Genomic DNA, 16,107 nt, shown 5'->3' on the forward strand with positions numbered 1-16,107 from the left:
CGAATGCCCCCTTGGGCATTCGTGTTATCCGGGAGTAGCTTGACCGAAAGGCTATTCTTCGGAGCATTTTTATGTCGGCGTTCATTGTTCTACGCGACCGTAGTGCCAATTGGCGTCGGTCGAAAATTCCGATCAAACGCGCAATCGAGCCGGCTCGCCGCGAAGAGCCGGGTGATCCGGAACTGTTGATCTGGACCCTCACACCCAAAGACATTTCCGAGGTTGAGAAAGACCCCAGCATCCTGCGTGTGACACCGGTCATGCCCACCCGCCTGCTTGCGCCGGAACCGATGGACGACGTGCGCACCGGCGATCTTGAACCGGGTTGGGGAACGGTTGCTGTTGGAAGCGCTCAGTCGGGTTTCTCCGGAAGTTTGGCCAAGGTCGCTTTGCTCGACACAGGAATAGACGCCCGTCATCCCTGCTTCAAAGGCGTAAAACTGACGCTGCGCGATTTTGTTGGCACGGGGATTGCAGACGAAAACGGTCATGGCACACATACCGCTGGCACCGTGGTTGGCCGGGACGTAGAGGGGGTTCGGATCGGCGTGGCGCGCGGCGCATCCGCGCTGATTGCTGCCAAAACCTTGACCGACACCGGTGCTGGCCGGTCGGACGAATTCTTCAAAGGTTTGCTCTGGGCCTGCAGCGAGCAAGCGGACGTGATCGGGTTCTCTCTCGCCTTCGACATGCGCGCGCATGAAGAACAACTGATCGCAGAAGGGTTTCCCCAAACCCTGGCGCAGCATGCAGCGGTTCATGCTTACAGGGGCAATCTGCGGGTGTTTGAAACCATCCTCAGCATGATGGACTGCAAAACCCGCCCGCTGATCCTCGGCGCGGTTGGAAACGACAGCCTGCGCACCATCTCGCCTGATTTCATCACCGGCCCGGCGTCCCCCGCAGCGGCGCGGGGCGTGTTGTCGGTCGGGGCCGTTGGCCCCGGCGATGCGGGCCTTGTTCCTACGCCTTTCAGCAACGCTGGCCCGGTTTTTGCCGCGCCGGGCGTTGGCATTGTCTCAGCAAGCCCCGGCGGCGAACTGCGCAGTCTGAATGGCAGCTCCATGGCCATGGCGCATGCCATGGGCGTCGCCGCGCTTTGGGCCGAAGCCCTGCGCGCAGAAAACAAACCGGTGAATGCCGAAAGCTTGGCAACCGCTATGATCGGATCGGCAGATAAAGCCGGACTTGATCCAAACGTCAGTGTGTTCGATTGTGGCCGGGGGCTCGTTCAGGCACCCGTTTGAGGTCTAGTGCGCCTCGGCCCAGTTTGCCCCCTGACCAGCATCCACAATCAGCGGCACGTCCAGCTTGACCACGGGCTCTGCCGCGCCTTGCATGATCTCGCGCGCGACGCCGATCAGATCATCGGTCGCGTCTTCTTCGACCTCGAAAATCAGTTCGTCGTGGACCTGCAACAGCATCTTGGCGGGCAGTTTTTCGATCGCCGCAGGCATACGCACCATTGCGCGCCGGATGATGTCAGCGGCGGTGCCCTGGATCGGGGCGTTGATCGCGGCGCGCTTGGCAAACCCGGCGCGAGGCCCTTTCGCGCCGATTTCCGGCGTGTGGATCACCCGGCCAAACAGCGTTTCGACCCGCTTGTTCTCTGTTGCGAAGGCGACGGTTTCGTCCATGTACCGCTTGATACCCGGGAACCGTTCGAAATAGCGGTCGATAAAGCCCTGCGCCTCGGCACGCGGAATGCGCAAATTGCGGGCAAGCCCAAAGCCAGAGATGCCGTAGATCACGCCAAAGTTGATCGCCTTGGCCTGACGCCGGATGTCGGGCGTCATCTCTTCCATTGGCACGTTGAACATCTCGGACGCGGTCATGGCGTGAATGTCCTGCCCATCCCGGAACGCCGCCTTGAGCGCGTCAATATCCGCCATATGCGCCAGAATGCGCAGCTCGATCTGGGAGTAGTCGAGGCTGACCAGAACCTTGCCTTCTTCGGCGACAAAAGCCTCGCGGATGCGCCGCCCTTCCTCGCTTCTGACCGGAATGTTCTGCAGGTTCGGATCGTTCGACGCCAGACGTCCCGTGTTTGCCCCCGCAATGCTGTAAGAGGTATGCACCCGGCCTGTCTCGGCGTTGATGTGCTCTTGCAGCGCATCGGTGTAGGTCGACTTCAGCTTGGACAGCTGCCGCCAATCGAGCACCCGCGCGGGCAGGTCGTGCTCGGTGGCCAGGTCTTCGAGAATATCCGCGCCGGTTGCATAGGCTCCCGTCTTGCCCTTCTTGCCACCGGGCAGGCTCATCTTGTCAAAGAGGATCTCGCCAAGCTGCTTGGGGCTGCCCACGTTGAAGCTTTCCCCTGCAAGCTCATGAATTTCGGCCTCGAGCCCGGCCATCTTCTGGGCAAAGGCGTTGGACATGCGGGAAAGCACCTCACGGTCCACCTTCACACCCGCCATTTCCATCTGCTTGAGAACCGGCACCAGAGGTCGTTCAAGCCCTTCGTAAACCCGCGTCACCTTCGCCATATGAAGCTGCGGTTTGAAGGTCAGCCAAAGGCGCAGAGTGATGTCCGCATCCTCCGCCGCGTATTTCACCGCATCGGCGATAGGCACGCGATCAAAGGTGATCTGCTTTTTGCCGGTGCCGAGCAATTCCTTGATCGGGATCGGCGTATGCGACAGGTAGCGCTCCGCAAGCGTATCCATGCCATGGCCATGCAGCCCTGCATTCATGGCGTAGCTCATCAGCATGGTATCATCGATCGGGGCGATCTCGACGCCATAGCGCGAAAAGATCTTGGCGTCGTATTTCATGTTCTGACCGATTTTCAGAACGGCCGGATCTTCCAACAGAGGTTTCAAAGCGTCCAAAGCCGCGTTCAGCCCAAGCTGCCCTTCGGCCAGCTCATCACCCCCGAAGAGATCATCGGCGGCATTCGCGCGGTGCGTAAGCGGGATGTAGCACGCCTCACCCGGCACCACCGAAAGCGAGATGCCAACCAGATCACAGGCCATGTCATTCAGGCCGGTTGTCTCTGTATCAACGGCCACATAGCCGCGTTCCCGCGCCAGCGCGATCCAGCGCTCCAGCGCCGCCATATCTGACACACTCTCGTACTTCTCAGGGTCAATCGCGGGCCAGTCCGGTGCTTCCTCTGGCGGGTTGGCCCCTTCGGGTGTGGTATCGGGAATGACAGGGGCTTCGACGCCGAGCTTGTCGGAAATCCGCTTTGTCAGCGTGCGGAACTCCATCTTGGTCAGGAAGCCCATCAGATCATCCGGTACTGGCTCCCGCACTTCCAGATCATCCAGTGTGAAGGGCAGGTCCATGCCCTCATCAAGCTGTACGAGCTTCTTCGAAAGCTCGATCTGTTCGCGCTTTTCGATCAGGGTCTGCCGGCGTTTGGGCTGTTTGATCTCCTCGGCGCGATCCAAAAGCTCTTCGAGCGTGCCATATTCGTTGATCAACAAGGCCGCCGTCTTGATCCCGATGCCCGGCGCGCCCGGCACGTTGTCCACGGAGTCCCCCGCCAGGGCCTGCACATCGACCACACGCTCCGGCCCAACGCCGAATTTCTCTTCAACGCCCTCGCGATCAATGCGCTTGTTTTTCATCGGATCGAGCATTTCGACCCCGCCGCCCACAAGCTGCATCAAGTCCTTGTCCGAGGACAGGATCGTCACCCGCCCGCCGGCCTCGCGCGCCTGCCGGGCCAGCGTCGCCATGATGTCGTCAGCCTCGAAGCCATCGATCTCCTTGCAGGCGATGTTGAAAGCTTCGGTGGCTTCGCGGGTCAGCGGAATCTGCGGCCGCAGGTCTTCCGGCATCGCCTCGCGGTTGGCCTTGTACTGATCGTATAGATCATTGCGGAAGGTGTGCGAGCCCTTGTCGAAAATCACCGCCACATGCGTTGGCGCATCGGGGCCGGTGTTCTCTTCGATATAGCGCTGGAGCATGTTGCAAAACCCGCTCACCGCCCCGATGGGCAGCCCGTCAGATTTGCGGGTCAGCGGCGGAAGCGCATGAAACGCCCGGAAGATATAGGCCGATCCATCGATCAGGTGCAGGTGGCACCCCTTGCCGAAATTCACACCCATGATACACCTCCGGACATCCTGTTCAGAGGTCTGTTTGACATGTTCCGAACCCTGTTGCCAGTTCTCCTTTGCCTCGGGCTGCCCTGCTTTGCCGAAGGGTTCAAGTTGCCCGGTATCGGCACGGAGAAGCCTGCTGCGCCGATCTGCCAGAACATCCCCGGTGATCAGAACAACTGCGTCCGTGTCCTGGCCTGTATTGGGTCTGATGGCCTCTATTTCGACGGGGCTGCGCGTGGATGGGATCAGGGGATTGTTACCGGCGCCACAAGCGAAGGAATCCCCTGCGCGGGGCACTGGCGCTCCGGCGGATTTCTCGGGTCCGGCACGTCACAGATGCGCTGTGAAGACGGGCTGGGCGTGGACGTGCTCTATTACACCCAGGATGGAGTGACAGGCACCGTCATAGGGCGCGGCACCGACAGCCTCGGACGGGCTATTATCGTCTGGACCGGCGAAAACGTCTTGAAATACCTGACACCGGAAGGCCGACCAAATGCCGAGTTGCCTTGCGGCCCGACGCCAATCCCGGTCAGCTGACGATCAGGCTTCTTCAGCGAAATCCGCATGGACGTATTTCGCATCGCAATACGGGCATTCCACGTAGCCCACCGCCTCAGGGATCTGGAGCCAAACACGCGGATGGCCAAGCCCACCTTCGCCTCCATCGCAGGCGACGCGATAGCTGTTGACGATCTTGGTTTCCGGCGCTTCGATGGTCATAGAGCTTTCCCTCAGGATGGCTTTGCACTAGGTCCGTTATGCGACAAGTCGCCCCACGGAGCAAGATGCCGCCATGACGCAGCCAGCCATTCAAATCAAAGGCCTGAGGAAAACCTATCAGGGTGGCAAGGAAGCTTTGAAAGGCGTCGATCTTGATGTGCCGAGAGGCGCCGTGTTTGGGCTGCTCGGGCCAAACGGCGCGGGCAAATCGACCATGATCAATATCCTCGCCGGGCTGGTCACAAAAACGTCCGGATCGGTGGGCATCTGGGGCTGGGATCAGGATCGGAACCCGCGGCAGAGTCGGGCATCCATTGGTGTGATGCCGCAGGAATTGAACCTCGATCCGTTCTTTACACCGCGCGGGGCGCTGGAAGTGCAGGCCGGGCTTTATGGTGTGCCCAAAGCACAGCGGCGCAGCGACGAGATCCTCGAAATGGTGGGCCTCTCGGACAAGGCCGAAGCCTATGCCCGAACGCTGTCCGGAGGGATGCGGCGGCGCTTGCTTCTGGCCAAAGCGCTGGTGCACAGCCCACAGGTTCTGGTGCTGGATGAGCCGACGGCCGGTGTGGACATCGAGCTGCGCCAGATGCTCTGGGCCAACGTGCGAAAGCTGAACCGAGAGCAGGGTGTCACGATCATCCTCACCACCCATTACCTCGAAGAGGCCGAAGAGATGTGCGACGAGATCGCCATCATCAACCACGGCACGCTGATCGCCCGGGATTCAACCGCGAACCTTTTGGGGCAACTGGACGCCAAGACAATGATCATCCTGCCGGACGAGAAACCGGCCCAATTGCCCGAGGCGGCAGGAGTCAGCGTAGACGTGCGCGAAGACGGATCACTGGCGCTAAGCTACAATGCCAAGGAAACCTCGCCGGAAAGCGTGCTTGGTGCCGTGCACACCGCAGGCATCCGCATTCGGGACGTTCGGACCGAACAGGCCAATCTCGAAGACGTGTTTCTTGATCTGACGCGCGGCGCCTGACGTACTCAAGCCTTGGCCAACATGCGTCCAAGCGGGCGGCCCGCCAACACATGCACATGCAGATGCGGCACTTCCTGCACAGCGTGTTCGCCCGCATTGGCGATCAAACGCCAGCCGTCCTCGGCCACACCTTCTATCTTGCAAACCTCACCCACCGCGCGAACGTAGTCGATGATTTCGACGTCAGTCGCTTCCTGCGCGAAGTGATCAAAACAGACATACGGTCCCTTCGGGATCACCAGAACATGGGTCGGGGCCTGCGGATACAGATCGCGAAACGCCAGCGCATGTTCGGTTTCCAACACGGTTGTGTTGGGGATCTCGCCGCGCAGAATCTTGGCGAAAATGTTCTGATCGTCGTAGGTGTAGCTCATCTTGATCCTCGGGTTCCTTGACCGTCTTTAGTCTGCATAAAGATAGTCAGTCGAAGCGATGTCCAGCGCCTTTTCCGGGGTCACGGTCAGGAATTCCTGCAAGGCGCGGGCGTTGGCCTCCGGCGCGTCCGCCTCCCGGATGCGCAGGAAATTGTCAAAGTTGGCGTCCCGAATGCGATCGCTTTCATGCAGCATGTCGTTGCGCACTGTCGGCAAAAGCCGCTGCAATGTCTCTCTTGGCGTGCGCTCACCGGCCAGTCCAACACGCTTGGCATGGCCGATCAGGTAGTCATCCGTAAACAGGCATTCGATTTCCAGCATCCGGGTCAGAGCGCGGTCGTGGCCGAAGTCTTCGAGCAGATCGAGATTGGCCGGGTCCATGCAGACGATCAACCGATCCGTCTCGTAGTAATCATACAACATCCGCATCAACGCCCGCCTGTGGCGGTGGCGTTTTTCCATGCTGGTCTGAATGCCGCCCAAATCCGGCAACGGGCATTCCTGTTCGTTGAACAGATACTCGATGCAGGGGATATTCGTCATCTGTCGAACCCGCTCTAGCAAGCGTTTGGCCACGTGCCATTTCTTGCAGACCACGATCAGCAGTTCCCGCTCCCGCCCGAGCGAGCTTTCCTTTTCCCAAAAACGTGGGGCAAACCGGCGACCGATGCGGCCTTTCTCGGTCAGGAACTTGTAGAGCGAACGGCCCTCGTTCGAAATCTGGAACCGCACGCCTTCGGAGGCATAAAGAACCCCCAACCGGCGGCGCAGCTCGGTGGCCTCCGGGCTGATTTTTCGGGCAAAAAGGAAGTCCTGCGAGAGCAGAAGATCATAGTGATCGTTATAAAGCGTCACCGGCATCCCGTAGTCCGAAAACATCAGAAACGTCAGCGTCCGGCTATCGATCTCATGGCCTGGAACCAGATGACGAACAACGGTCTGAAAGAATGTCTCATCCGGAATCCAGGTGGTTCTGAAGAACCGCATGACATCGCGGCGGCGCTTGGCAAAGTCGAGGATCCATTCGACCGTCCGGCGGCGCAGGCACCACCACTGGCTGCCGATCATGATTTCAAGATCGTCCGGGATCTTGCGCGTGAGACCAAGGCGCTTTTGCACCTCGAACATCGCGTAGAATCGCTGTTTCTGACTGCGTTCGTTGAACCAGTGCCGATAGATCAGCCGTTCCTCTCGCCAGCCGGTCTTGATCCAATCCGACTGAAAATAATCAAAGGATTCAATGTAGTCGCAATCGCGCCGGTCGAGGAACTCATGCGCATATTCCGCCGACTTGATCGCCATGCAATCCCCAGAGAGCATGTAGAAATGCGTGGCGCGCGGAAACCGGTCAACAGCCGCTTCAACTGCATTGAGAGAGGCCTGCACAAGGCTCCACTCACCCCAGCCGCATTTGATCCGCTTGGCAAAGGTGACGTTGGGATTGTCCTTGAGCGCGCGTTTGATCTTCAGGAAGTCTTCTTTCGGCGCACGCGCGTCGAAGTGGATGGACATATAGTCCCCCACAGCGGTCAGGCTCTGCGCCTGTTTGATGATGGCGTCAGGCTCTTTGTGACACAGAAGTATGAAGGCAATTTTTGCCATCTTGGAAACAGTCTGCCCTACTTTTGCCAGATTGGTTATGTGATAAGGGTGAAAGGACGTTGAAGAAACCTGTTTTCTTTGCTTTTTCTTGAGAAGTTTGGTTGCAGGGTTAGCCCGAAAGGGCCTTTTGGGAGGTAGAGTGCATGGGATTTCCAGGCACCTGGATGACAGAAAGTCAGAGCGTTGTTTACCGGGTTGTGCCGAAGTGCGCCTGTTCGACCATCGGCCAGATCATGTATTATTCCGATCACGGCCAGTTCTTCGACGGTGACATTCACGACGCGACCGATGGCATGCACAAATGGGCGATTGAGGCGTCGCAGCCTGCGATTAAGGCCAATGTCAAAACCCGAACGTCCTACACGTTTACCTGCGTCCGCAATCCTTACACCCGCGTCCTGTCGAGCTTTTTCGACAAGATTTGCGGCATCCAGCGCAACGGCAAACGCTACCGCGGCAATCTCGTCCCGCTGCTGATCCAGAAATACGGGATCGAGGTTGGCGGGCCGGACGGGCAGGACGAATTTGACCAGATCAAAAGCTTCCGCCGCTTCCTTCTATTCGTCCGCGACACCATCCGCTGGCGCCGCCCGATGGAGCCTGACATTCACTGGAGCGCCATGTCAGGGCATGTGAGTACCTTCATCGTCAATGGCGGCCGCTACAACAAGATCTTCTGGACAGAGCAATTCAACGACGGAATGCAAAGCGTGCTGGATCAGATCAACACGCCGCATGCCATCGATCTGTCCGCAATCCCGCGTTTCAACGAAAGCGAAGGGCACGGACCGAAACGGGCGCATCCGGTCGAAGACTACTTCGACGATCTGTCGATGCATCTGATGAAGGAAATCTATCACCGGGATTTTGCGCTGTTCAAATACGACTTCGACAACCCGTCGAACAAGATGCCTATCGGAGAGATCGACTTGAACGAAGTGCACGCAAAACTGGGCGACTGAAGGCGGCTCTCAGTCGGGAAGCTCGCTCGACGGGATAACCGGGAAAAACTGCCCCCCGGACCAGAGGCCAAACCAGCCGTCCACATGACATCCGAGATCAACCAGCCGGTAAAAACTTTTGCGGTCGATCAACGCTTCGAGATTGGCGCGGATCAGAACATAAGGAGACGGCTCGCCGGTTTGCGGATCACGCTCGACCCGGATCGGATTGTCCGGTCCGGCCACGGCAAAGTCACCAACATGGGTTTCAAACGTCAAAACTTGCTGCTCGCCCGTGCCTTCGGGTGTGAAATCCACGGCCACAAAGGGTGCGTCATCCACCGTGATCCCGACCTTCTCGACCGGTGTGACCAGAAAATAGGCGTCTCCGTCCTTGCGCAGGATCGATGAGAACAATTTGACCAACTCGAACCGCCCGATGGGCGTGCCCAGATAAAACCATGTCCCGTCCCGCGCGATTCGCATGTCCAGATCACCACAAAACGGCGGATTCCATTTGTGTACAGGGGGCAGCCCCTTGCCTTTTGCGGCAGCACGCGCCGAGGCGGCGAGGCCTTCGGCATTCGGGGTCACGACATTTTGTCCGCTCATAACTTTTGCCATTTCCGTGTCAAGCGATACACTCATATGAAACGTTATAGTCCGTGCAGGAGAATTGCCATGGCCGAGGCCGAAGATCTGGTCGCTGAAATCGAAGCGCTTGAGGCGAAGCTGGCCGAAGCCAAGCAATCCATTACTGCCCGGTTCATCGGTCAGGAGCGCGTTGTTGACCTGACGCTGTCCGCTCTGCTCTGCGGCGGCCATGCCTTGCTGATCGGGCTGCCGGGGCTTGGGAAAACCCGGTTGGTGGAGACACTCAGCACGGTGATGGGCCTTGATGGCAACCGGATCCAGTTTACGCCGGATCTCATGCCCGCCGATATTCTTGGCTCCGAGGTTCTGGAAACCGGCGCGGACGGCAGCCGCGCTTTCAAATTCATCGAAGGTCCGATCTTTTGCCAGCTCTTGATGGCAGATGAGATCAACCGCGCCTCTCCCCGGACTCAATCGGCCCTGCTTCAGGCCATGCAGGAAAAAGTTGTCACGGTGGCCGGGCAAACCCGCGCGTTGGAGGCCCCTTTCCACGTTCTGGCCACCCAGAACCCGATCGAGCAGGAAGGCACCTACCCGCTTCCCGAAGCGCAACTTGACCGCTTCCTTGTTCAGATTGACGTGCCTTATCCGGATCGCGAGACGGAAAAGGACATTTTGCTCGCAACCACCGGCATCGAAGAGGCGGAATCGCATCAGGTGTTCGATGGTCCTGCCCTGATCGCCGCGCAACGCCTGCTGCGGCGCATGCCGGTGGGTGATGCCGTCGTTGAAATGGTGCTTGATCTGGTCCGTGCGTTCCGCCCCGACGATCCCGCCGCGCCGGAGCGTGTGAAAGAGATCGTTGCATGGGGTCCGGGACCGCGCGCTGCGCAGGCTCTGATGATGACCGTTCGGGCAAGAGCGCTGCTGCAAGGGCGCCTCGTGCCCAGCCCCGAAGACGTGCTCGACATGGCCAAGCCGGTGCTGGTGCACCGCATGGCCCTGTCCTTCTCCGCCCGCGCACGTGGCGAAGACCTTGGCAATCTGATTGACGAGGTCGCCAGCGGCATGGCGCGCAAAGAGGATGCCGCGTGAGCGCTGATATCCTTACCCTCAGGCGTCAGGCTCAGGAGGAAGCAAGCGCCTTTCCGGCGCTGCTGGCCCGGGCCGAGCAGCTTGCGGGAACCGTCCTTTTGGGCGAACACGGCAGACGGCGCGCCGGGATGGGCGACGACTTCTGGCAATATCGTCCGCTTCGGGCCGGCGACAGTTATCGCCAGATCGACTGGCGCCGCTCGGCGAAAGGCGACGATCAATTCGTACGCGAACGCGAGTGGCAAATTGCGCAAAGCGTTCAGGTCTGGGTCGACAATGGCGCGTCCATGCGCTTTTCCGGGGATAAGAACACGCCAAGCAAAGCCGATCGGGCGCGCCTGATCACGCTGGCAGCTTGCATCCTGCTTTTGCGGGCGGGCGAGCGTGTCGGCTTGACCGGTTGGAGCCTGCCACCGCGCAGCGGCAACGTGCAGGTCTTGCGGCTTGCCGAAATGTTCAGCAGCGACGATGAAGCGGATTACGCAGAGCCCGAAGCGCGTGGCATCATTCCGCATTCCCGTGCTTTGTTTGTCTCTGATTTCCTCGGCGACATCACGGCTGTTGAGAATGCCTTGACCAAGGCAGCAGATCGTGGCGTGCGCGGGCTTTTGTTGATGGTGCTGGACCCAATGGAAGAGAGCTTTCCGTTTGAGGGACGCACGATATTCGAAAGCGTCGGTGGTTCGCTCGCCCATGAAACGCTCAAGGCGGGCGATTTGCGCGAGCGCTATGTTGCGCGCCTGACAGAGCGCAAGGCGCGCCTGAATGATCTGTGCCGTCTGACGGGATGGCAATTCAACGTGCATCACACGAACACAAGCGCGCAATCCGCGCTGCTCTGGCTTTGGCGCGCCATGGATGGGAGCCACGGATGACGGTTTTTGGTGTTCTTGGGTTCGCGTCTCCGTGGCTTTTACTTGGGCTACTGGCTTTGCCGATCCTATGGATTATTCTGCGCGCTGTCCCGCCCGCCCCGATCCGCAGGCTGTTTCCCGGCGTCGTTCTACTGCTTGGGCTCAAAGACGACGAACAGGTGAGCGACAGGACCCCGTGGTGGCTGCTGCTGCTTCGTATGCTCGCGGTTGCCGCAGTGATTATCGGACTGGCTGGGCCGGTTCTGAATCCAGAGGACACCGAAGAAGCCAAGGGCACTGGCCCGCTTTTGGTGGTCATGGATGCCAGTTGGGCGTCCGCCGCCGATTGGCGTGCGCGCATGGAAACGCTGGATGGCTTGCTTGGACGGGCGTCCAGAGACGGGCGCCGCGCCGCCGTGCTTCAGCTAACCGCCCCCGAAGAGGTCCGCTTCATCGCGGCAGACGCACTCCGCGCCGGGTTGACGGGCTTGGCGCCGGAACCCTGGACGCCGGAAATGGAACGCATCACCGAAGCCTTGGCCCTGCTCCCGAGTGAAGCGTTTGACACCTGGTGGATGTCTGACGGACTCCAGCGCGAGTCGCGTTCAACGCTTTTGGAAGCACTCGAAGACCGTGGCCGGGTCACGGTGTTTGAAAGCCCGCGGAACTTGCTCGCGCTTGAACCCGCGCGATTTGAGGAAGGCGCGTTGCAGATCGTCGCTCATCGCTTGCGCGCGGGCCCAGAGGTGGAAGTCACGCTTGTCGGAGAAGGCAAGGATCCGGCGGGCAACGATGCAATCCTTCTGCGCTCTCCCATCGTGTTTGGCTCGGGCGAAACCCGCGCCGAAACCGCGATTGCCGCCCCTGCCGAGTTGCGCGCCCGCATAACCCGTTTTGAGATTCAAGGGAATCGCAATGCTGGCGCCGTGACCTTGCCGGATGACAGTCTGCAAAGACGTGAGGTTGCGCTGATCGCGGGACGTGAGGACCGCGAAGGGCTGGAACTGCTCTCGCCGCTCCATTACCTCGAAAAGGCGCTGATCCCGACCGCCGATCTGCTCGACGGCGCGCTGACGGACATTCTTCCCGCAAACCCGGATGTGATTGTCCTCGCCGATGTCGCGACCTTGTCAGAGGCCGAAACCGAAGGCCTTCTGGAGTGGCTCGAAAAGGGTGGCATGCTCTTGCGCTTTGCCGGGCCGCGCCTTGCGGCGAGCGATGTCAGCCGCGTGGATGAAGACCCCCTGATGCCCGTGCGCCTGCGCGCCGGGGGACGCACCGTGGGGGGTGCCATGAGTTGGGGCGAACCAAAGGCGCTCGCGCCTTTCGACGAAGACAGCCCGTTTGCAGGTCTGCGCGTGCCCGAAGATGTCTCGGTCAGCAGCCAGGTCATGGCCCAGCCGGACCCGACCTTGGCCGACCGTGTCGTGGCGCAATTGACTGATGGCACACCTTTGGTCACGCGCAAGCGCGTTGGGCAGGGCCAGATTGTGCTGTTCCACGTGACCGCCAATGCCGAATGGTCGACGCTTCCCTTGTCCGGCTTGTTTGTTCAGATGCTGGAACGCCTTGCTGTTTCCTCGCTGGCCGAAGCGCCGGAGGCCGCCGAGTTGGAAGGCACCATCTGGCAACCGCTGCGCGTTCTGGATGCCTTTGGCGCGGCTCAGGATGCCGGAACGCTGCCCGGCTTGCCGGGTGAGCGGCTTGTATCGGATCCGTTGGGCCCGGACCTGCGCCCCGGCATTTATCAGGGCGAAGAACGCAGCCTCGCGCGCAACGTCACATCAATCGACGCCAGCCTCGCCCCCGCAGTCTGGCCTGATCGCATAACCGTCGAAGGCCTGCGCGCACCGCAGGAAACGCCGTTGGCGGGATGGCTTCTGGGGCTCGCGATTGCGCTTCTTCTGGCAGATGTCATCGCGTCTCTGGCCTTGTCCGGAAGGCTGCGCGGGCCGCGTGCGGCTGGCCCTGCGGTTGTCCTGCTCGCCTTGTTCAGCCTGCCCGAAGCAGGCTTCGCTCAGGGAACCGATGCAGATGACCGCTTGGCAATCGCGGCCAGCGCAGAAGTGGTTCTGGCCCATGTCCTGACCGGGGATGCGCGGTTGGATGAACTGGCTGAGGCTGGCCTGCGCGGGCTCTCCGACACGCTTTTCTTCAGAACCTCGGTAGAGCCTTCGGGCCCCATGGGGGTAGATCTGGAAGTCGACGAACTGGCGTTTTTCCCGCTGCTCTACTGGCCGATCACGCCGGACCAGCCCACACCATCCGACGCAGCCTATGCCAAACTGAACGACTATCTCCGCTCCGGTGGCATGATCGTGTTCGACACGCGGGATGCTGATATTGCCGGTTTCGGGGCAAACACGCCGAACGGTCGCAAACTTCAGGATCTGGCCCGCCCGCTTGATATCCCACCGTTAGAGCCGGTCCCGGAAGACCACGTGCTGACCCGGACGTTCTATCTCCTGCAGGATTTCCCCGGTCGCTATTTCGGCCGTGATGTCTGGGTCGAGGCCTCGCCGCCAGATGCAGAACTGATCGACGGCATGCCTTTCCGGAATCTCAATGACAATGTTACCCCGATCGTCATCGGCGGCAATGACTGGGCATCGGCGTGGGCCGTGGATGAACGCGGTCAGCCGCTTGTGCAGTTGGGTCGCGGTTACAGTGCCGAGCGCCAGCGGGAGATTGCGGCACGGTTCGGCGTCAATCTGGTGATGCATGTGCTGACCGGGAATTACAAAAGCGATCAGGTGCATGTGCCTGCTTTGCTGGACAGGCTTGGGCAATGACCGGACAGATCATATTCGACCCGCTGCTACCGTGGTGGCTGGTGGCCTTGCTCGGCGCGCTGGCGCTTGGCGGCGCGCTGCTCGCGCTTTGGCGTGGCTTGACGGGTTGGGCTTTGCGACTGCTGGCGGGCGTTGTGCTCGTGGCCGCTTTGGCGCAACCGTCCTGGCAAGTCGAGGATCGCGCGCCGTTGGCTGATATCGTTTTGCTGCTCGAAGACCAAAGCGCCTCGCAGAAGCTGGCCGAGCGGGCGGGTGTCACAAAGGACGCCGCAGACGCCATTGAGGCGCAGCTTCTGGCCCGCGCCAACACCGAAGTTCGGCGCATTCCCGTTGGCGATGGCGAAGGCGACGCAGGCACGCAACTGATGACCGCGCTCAGTGCCGCCATGGCCGAAGAGCCGCGCGGGCGCATCGCCGGTGTCCTGTTGCTCTCGGATGGCCGTTTGCATGATCTCGAACGCGCGCCGGACCTACCCGCGCCCATGCACCTTTTGCTCACCGGACAGGAAACCGACTGGGACCGCCGCCTGATCGTGCGCAACGCCCCGGCCTTTGCCATTCTGGGTGAGGAGGTAGAGCTGACCCTGCGCATCGAAGATGACGGCGCGAGCCCCGGGGCGACATCCACCGAGCTTCAGATTTCCGTCGATGGCGAAGCGCCGCAGAACTTCAACGTCCCCATTGGTGAAGACCTCAGCCTTCCGATCACCCTGCCCCATGGCGGCTTGAACGTGATCGAGTTCATCGTGCCAGAAGCAGAAGGCGAGCTGACCGACCGCAACAACCGCGCGCTTGTGCAGATCAACGGCGTGCGTGACCGTCTGCGTGTTCTTCTCGTGAGCGGCGAGCCACATGCGGGCGGACGCACATGGCGGAATCTGCTCAAATCAGATTCTTCGGTTGATCTCGTCCACTTCACCATCCTGCGCCCGCCAGAAAAACAGGACGGAGTGCCGGTCAATGAACTGTCCCTGATTGCCTTCCCGACGCGCGAGCTGTTCCTTGAGAAGATCGACGATTTCGACCTGATCATCTTCGACCGCTACAAACGGCGCGGCATCCTCCCCTCTATCTATCTCGACAACGTGCGCAGCTATGTGCAGGACGGCGGCGCGGTGCTTGTGGCGGCAGGGCCGGACTTCGCCAGCGCGGATTCCATCTATCGCTCGCCGCTCAGCGAGGTGCTTCCAGCCGAACCGACCGCCCGCGTTGTCGAAGAAGGATTTCGCCCGGCGGTCACGGAACTGGGCGAGAAACACCCGGTCACCGCAGGTCTGCTTGGAGCAGATACATGGGGCCGTTGGATGCGGCAGATCGAACTATCACCCGATCGCGGTGACATTGTCATGTCCGGGATCGAAGACCGGCCATTGCTTGTTCTGGACCGTGTTGGCGAAGGGCGCGTCGCGCTGCTCGCTTCTGATCACGCATGGCTCTGGTCGCGAGGTTTCGAAGGGGGCGGCCCGCAGCTCGAACTGCTGCGCCGCCTCGCCCATTGGATGATGAAAGAGCCGGAACTGGAAGAAGAGGCGCTCTGGGCCGAAGCCAGCGGCCAGACCATGCGGATCATCCGCCGCTCGTTGACCGATACGGTTGGAACGGTGACGATCACACGGCCCGATGGCGAAACCGAAGAGGTGCCACTCGAAGAGATCAGCCCCGGCCGCTTTGAGACGCTCTATGAAGGGCCGGACATTGGCCTTTACCGGCTGGAGGAAGGCGAGCAAAGCGCGGTGATCGGCCTAGGCCCCGCCGCGCCGCGTGAGTTCGAACAGACCATCGCCAGCGCCGAAGCTTTGGAGCCGATGATTAGCGCCATGCGTGGCGGAACGGCCCGGCTCGAAGACGGCTTGCCATCAATCCGCACCGTGCGCGCAGGCCGCCCCGCCGCCGGGCGCGGCTGGATCGGGATCACACCAAGAGACGCCTATGAAACGCTGGACGTCCGGCAGTCTCCACTGCTGCCGGGATGGCTGGTGCTGCTGGTTGCCTCTGCGTTGATCGTCGGAGCCTGGCTGCGCGAAGGGCGCAACTGAAAAAAACGCGATCCTACCCAAGGAATTCCAATCGGCCTGCGTCTCATGCA

At 60.6% G+C, this 16,107-nt stretch carries 13 protein-coding genes; 8 read left to right on the plus strand and 5 right to left on the minus strand.

Annotation, left to right across the window (positions count from 1 at the left end):
* The first annotated feature begins 71 nt into the window (after window positions 1–71).
* Window positions 72–1,247, plus strand: coding sequence for a S8 family serine peptidase (locus E4662_RS12980; RefSeq protein WP_136442003.1), 1,176 nt, complete (start codon window positions 72–74; stop codon window positions 1,245–1,247).
* 3 nt (window positions 1,248–1,250) lie between these two features.
* Here the strand turns inward: E4662_RS12980 and polA are convergent, their stop codons facing one another.
* Complete coding sequence (gene polA, locus E4662_RS12985) at window positions 1,251–4,058, minus strand: DNA polymerase I (protein ID WP_136442004.1); 2,808 nt, start codon at window positions 4,056–4,058, stop codon at window positions 1,251–1,253.
* 39 nt (window positions 4,059–4,097) lie between these two features.
* Here polA and E4662_RS12990 point away from each other — a divergent pair, with 39 nt between their 5' ends.
* Window positions 4,098–4,595, plus strand: a complete 498-nt coding sequence (locus E4662_RS12990; RefSeq protein ID WP_136442005.1) for a hypothetical protein — start codon at window positions 4,098–4,100, stop codon at window positions 4,593–4,595.
* Window positions 4,596–4,598: 3 nt separating this feature from the next.
* Here the strand turns inward: E4662_RS12990 and E4662_RS12995 are convergent, their stop codons facing one another.
* Window positions 4,599–4,778 carry a zinc-finger domain-containing protein gene (locus E4662_RS12995; RefSeq protein ID WP_136442006.1) on the minus strand — a complete coding sequence of 60 codons (180 nt, stop codon included), beginning with the start codon at window positions 4,776–4,778 and terminating at the stop codon, window positions 4,599–4,601.
* A 73-nt stretch (window positions 4,779–4,851) separates the two neighbouring features.
* Here E4662_RS12995 and E4662_RS13000 point away from each other — a divergent pair, with 73 nt between their 5' ends.
* Window positions 4,852–5,769 (plus strand): ABC transporter ATP-binding protein, encoded by a 918-nt coding sequence (locus E4662_RS13000; protein ID WP_136442007.1) that lies wholly within the window; start codon window positions 4,852–4,854, stop codon window positions 5,767–5,769.
* A gap of 5 nt (window positions 5,770–5,774) precedes the next feature.
* On the opposite strand, the gene E4662_RS13005 is transcribed toward E4662_RS13000, so the two are convergent.
* Both E4662_RS13005 and E4662_RS13010 read right to left on the minus strand, forming a co-directional pair.
* Complete coding sequence (locus E4662_RS13005) at window positions 5,775–6,143, minus strand: histidine triad nucleotide-binding protein (RefSeq protein ID WP_136442008.1); 369 nt, start codon at window positions 6,141–6,143, stop codon at window positions 5,775–5,777.
* A 27-nt stretch (window positions 6,144–6,170) separates the two neighbouring features.
* A complete protein-coding gene (locus E4662_RS13010) occupies window positions 6,171–7,745 on the minus strand; it encodes a DUF5928 domain-containing protein (RefSeq protein ID WP_136442009.1) in 1,575 nt (524 codons plus the stop codon).
* 143 nt (window positions 7,746–7,888) lie between these two features.
* On the opposite strand from E4662_RS13010, the gene E4662_RS13015 reads away from it, so the two are divergent.
* Window positions 7,889–8,707, plus strand: coding sequence for a sulfotransferase family protein (locus E4662_RS13015; RefSeq protein WP_136442010.1), 819 nt, complete (start codon window positions 7,889–7,891; stop codon window positions 8,705–8,707).
* A gap of 9 nt (window positions 8,708–8,716) precedes the next feature.
* Here E4662_RS13015 and E4662_RS13020 read toward each other — a convergent pair whose 3' ends face one another.
* Window positions 8,717–9,298 (minus strand): DUF1285 domain-containing protein, encoded by a 582-nt coding sequence (locus E4662_RS13020; protein WP_136442011.1) that lies wholly within the window; start codon window positions 9,296–9,298, stop codon window positions 8,717–8,719.
* A gap of 69 nt (window positions 9,299–9,367) precedes the next feature.
* Here E4662_RS13020 and E4662_RS13025 point away from each other — a divergent pair, with 69 nt between their 5' ends.
* From E4662_RS13025 to E4662_RS13040, 4 genes are read left to right on the plus strand one after another with little or no spacing between them, the layout of a single operon-like run.
* Window positions 9,368–10,375 carry an AAA family ATPase gene (locus E4662_RS13025; protein WP_136442012.1) on the plus strand — a complete coding sequence of 336 codons (1,008 nt, stop codon included), beginning with the start codon at window positions 9,368–9,370 and terminating at the stop codon, window positions 10,373–10,375.
* Entirely contained in the window at window positions 10,372–11,250 is an 879-nt protein-coding gene (locus E4662_RS13030; RefSeq protein ID WP_136442013.1) for a DUF58 domain-containing protein, read from the plus strand. The genes E4662_RS13025 and E4662_RS13030 overlap by 4 nt, the downstream gene beginning before the upstream one ends.
* Window positions 11,247–14,021: a DUF4159 domain-containing protein gene (locus E4662_RS13035; RefSeq protein ID WP_136442014.1), complete on the plus strand. Its 2,775-nt coding sequence runs from the start codon at window positions 11,247–11,249 to the stop codon at window positions 14,019–14,021. The genes E4662_RS13030 and E4662_RS13035 overlap by 4 nt, the downstream gene beginning before the upstream one ends.
* A complete protein-coding gene (locus E4662_RS13040) occupies window positions 14,018–16,057 on the plus strand; it encodes a hypothetical protein (protein ID WP_136442015.1) in 2,040 nt (679 codons plus the stop codon). Before E4662_RS13035 ends, E4662_RS13040 begins: the two co-directional genes overlap by 4 nt.
* Window positions 16,058–16,107: the final 50 nt, after the last annotated feature.

This window comes from Pacificoceanicola onchidii (assembly GCF_004804335.1).
Taxonomy (GTDB): domain Bacteria; phylum Pseudomonadota; class Alphaproteobacteria; order Rhodobacterales; family Rhodobacteraceae; genus Pacificoceanicola; species Pacificoceanicola onchidii.

Bases quoted from the DNA above. Each gene is read 5' to 3' on its own strand.
- E4662_RS12980 (WP_136442003.1), top strand. From the start codon at position 72: ATGTCGGCGTTCATTGTTCTACGCGACCGTAGTGCCAATTGGCGTCGG.
- polA (WP_136442004.1), bottom strand. From the start codon at position 4,058: ATGGGTGTGAATTTCGGCAAGGGGTGCCACCTGCACCTGATCGATGGA.
- E4662_RS12990 (WP_136442005.1), top strand. From the start codon at position 4,098: ATGTTCCGAACCCTGTTGCCAGTTCTCCTTTGCCTCGGGCTGCCCTGC.
- E4662_RS12995 (WP_136442006.1), bottom strand. From the start codon at position 4,778: ATGACCATCGAAGCGCCGGAAACCAAGATCGTCAACAGCTATCGCGTC.
- E4662_RS13000 (WP_136442007.1), top strand. From the start codon at position 4,852: ATGACGCAGCCAGCCATTCAAATCAAAGGCCTGAGGAAAACCTATCAG.
- E4662_RS13005 (WP_136442008.1), bottom strand. From the start codon at position 6,143: ATGAGCTACACCTACGACGATCAGAACATTTTCGCCAAGATTCTGCGC.
- E4662_RS13010 (WP_136442009.1), bottom strand. From the start codon at position 7,745: ATGGCAAAAATTGCCTTCATACTTCTGTGTCACAAAGAGCCTGACGCC.
- E4662_RS13015 (WP_136442010.1), top strand. From the start codon at position 7,889: ATGGGATTTCCAGGCACCTGGATGACAGAAAGTCAGAGCGTTGTTTAC.
- E4662_RS13020 (WP_136442011.1), bottom strand. From the start codon at position 9,298: ATGAGCGGACAAAATGTCGTGACCCCGAATGCCGAAGGCCTCGCCGCC.
- E4662_RS13025 (WP_136442012.1), top strand. From the start codon at position 9,368: ATGGCCGAGGCCGAAGATCTGGTCGCTGAAATCGAAGCGCTTGAGGCG.
- E4662_RS13035 (WP_136442014.1), top strand. From the start codon at position 11,247: ATGACGGTTTTTGGTGTTCTTGGGTTCGCGTCTCCGTGGCTTTTACTT.
- E4662_RS13040 (WP_136442015.1), top strand. From the start codon at position 14,018: ATGACCGGACAGATCATATTCGACCCGCTGCTACCGTGGTGGCTGGTG.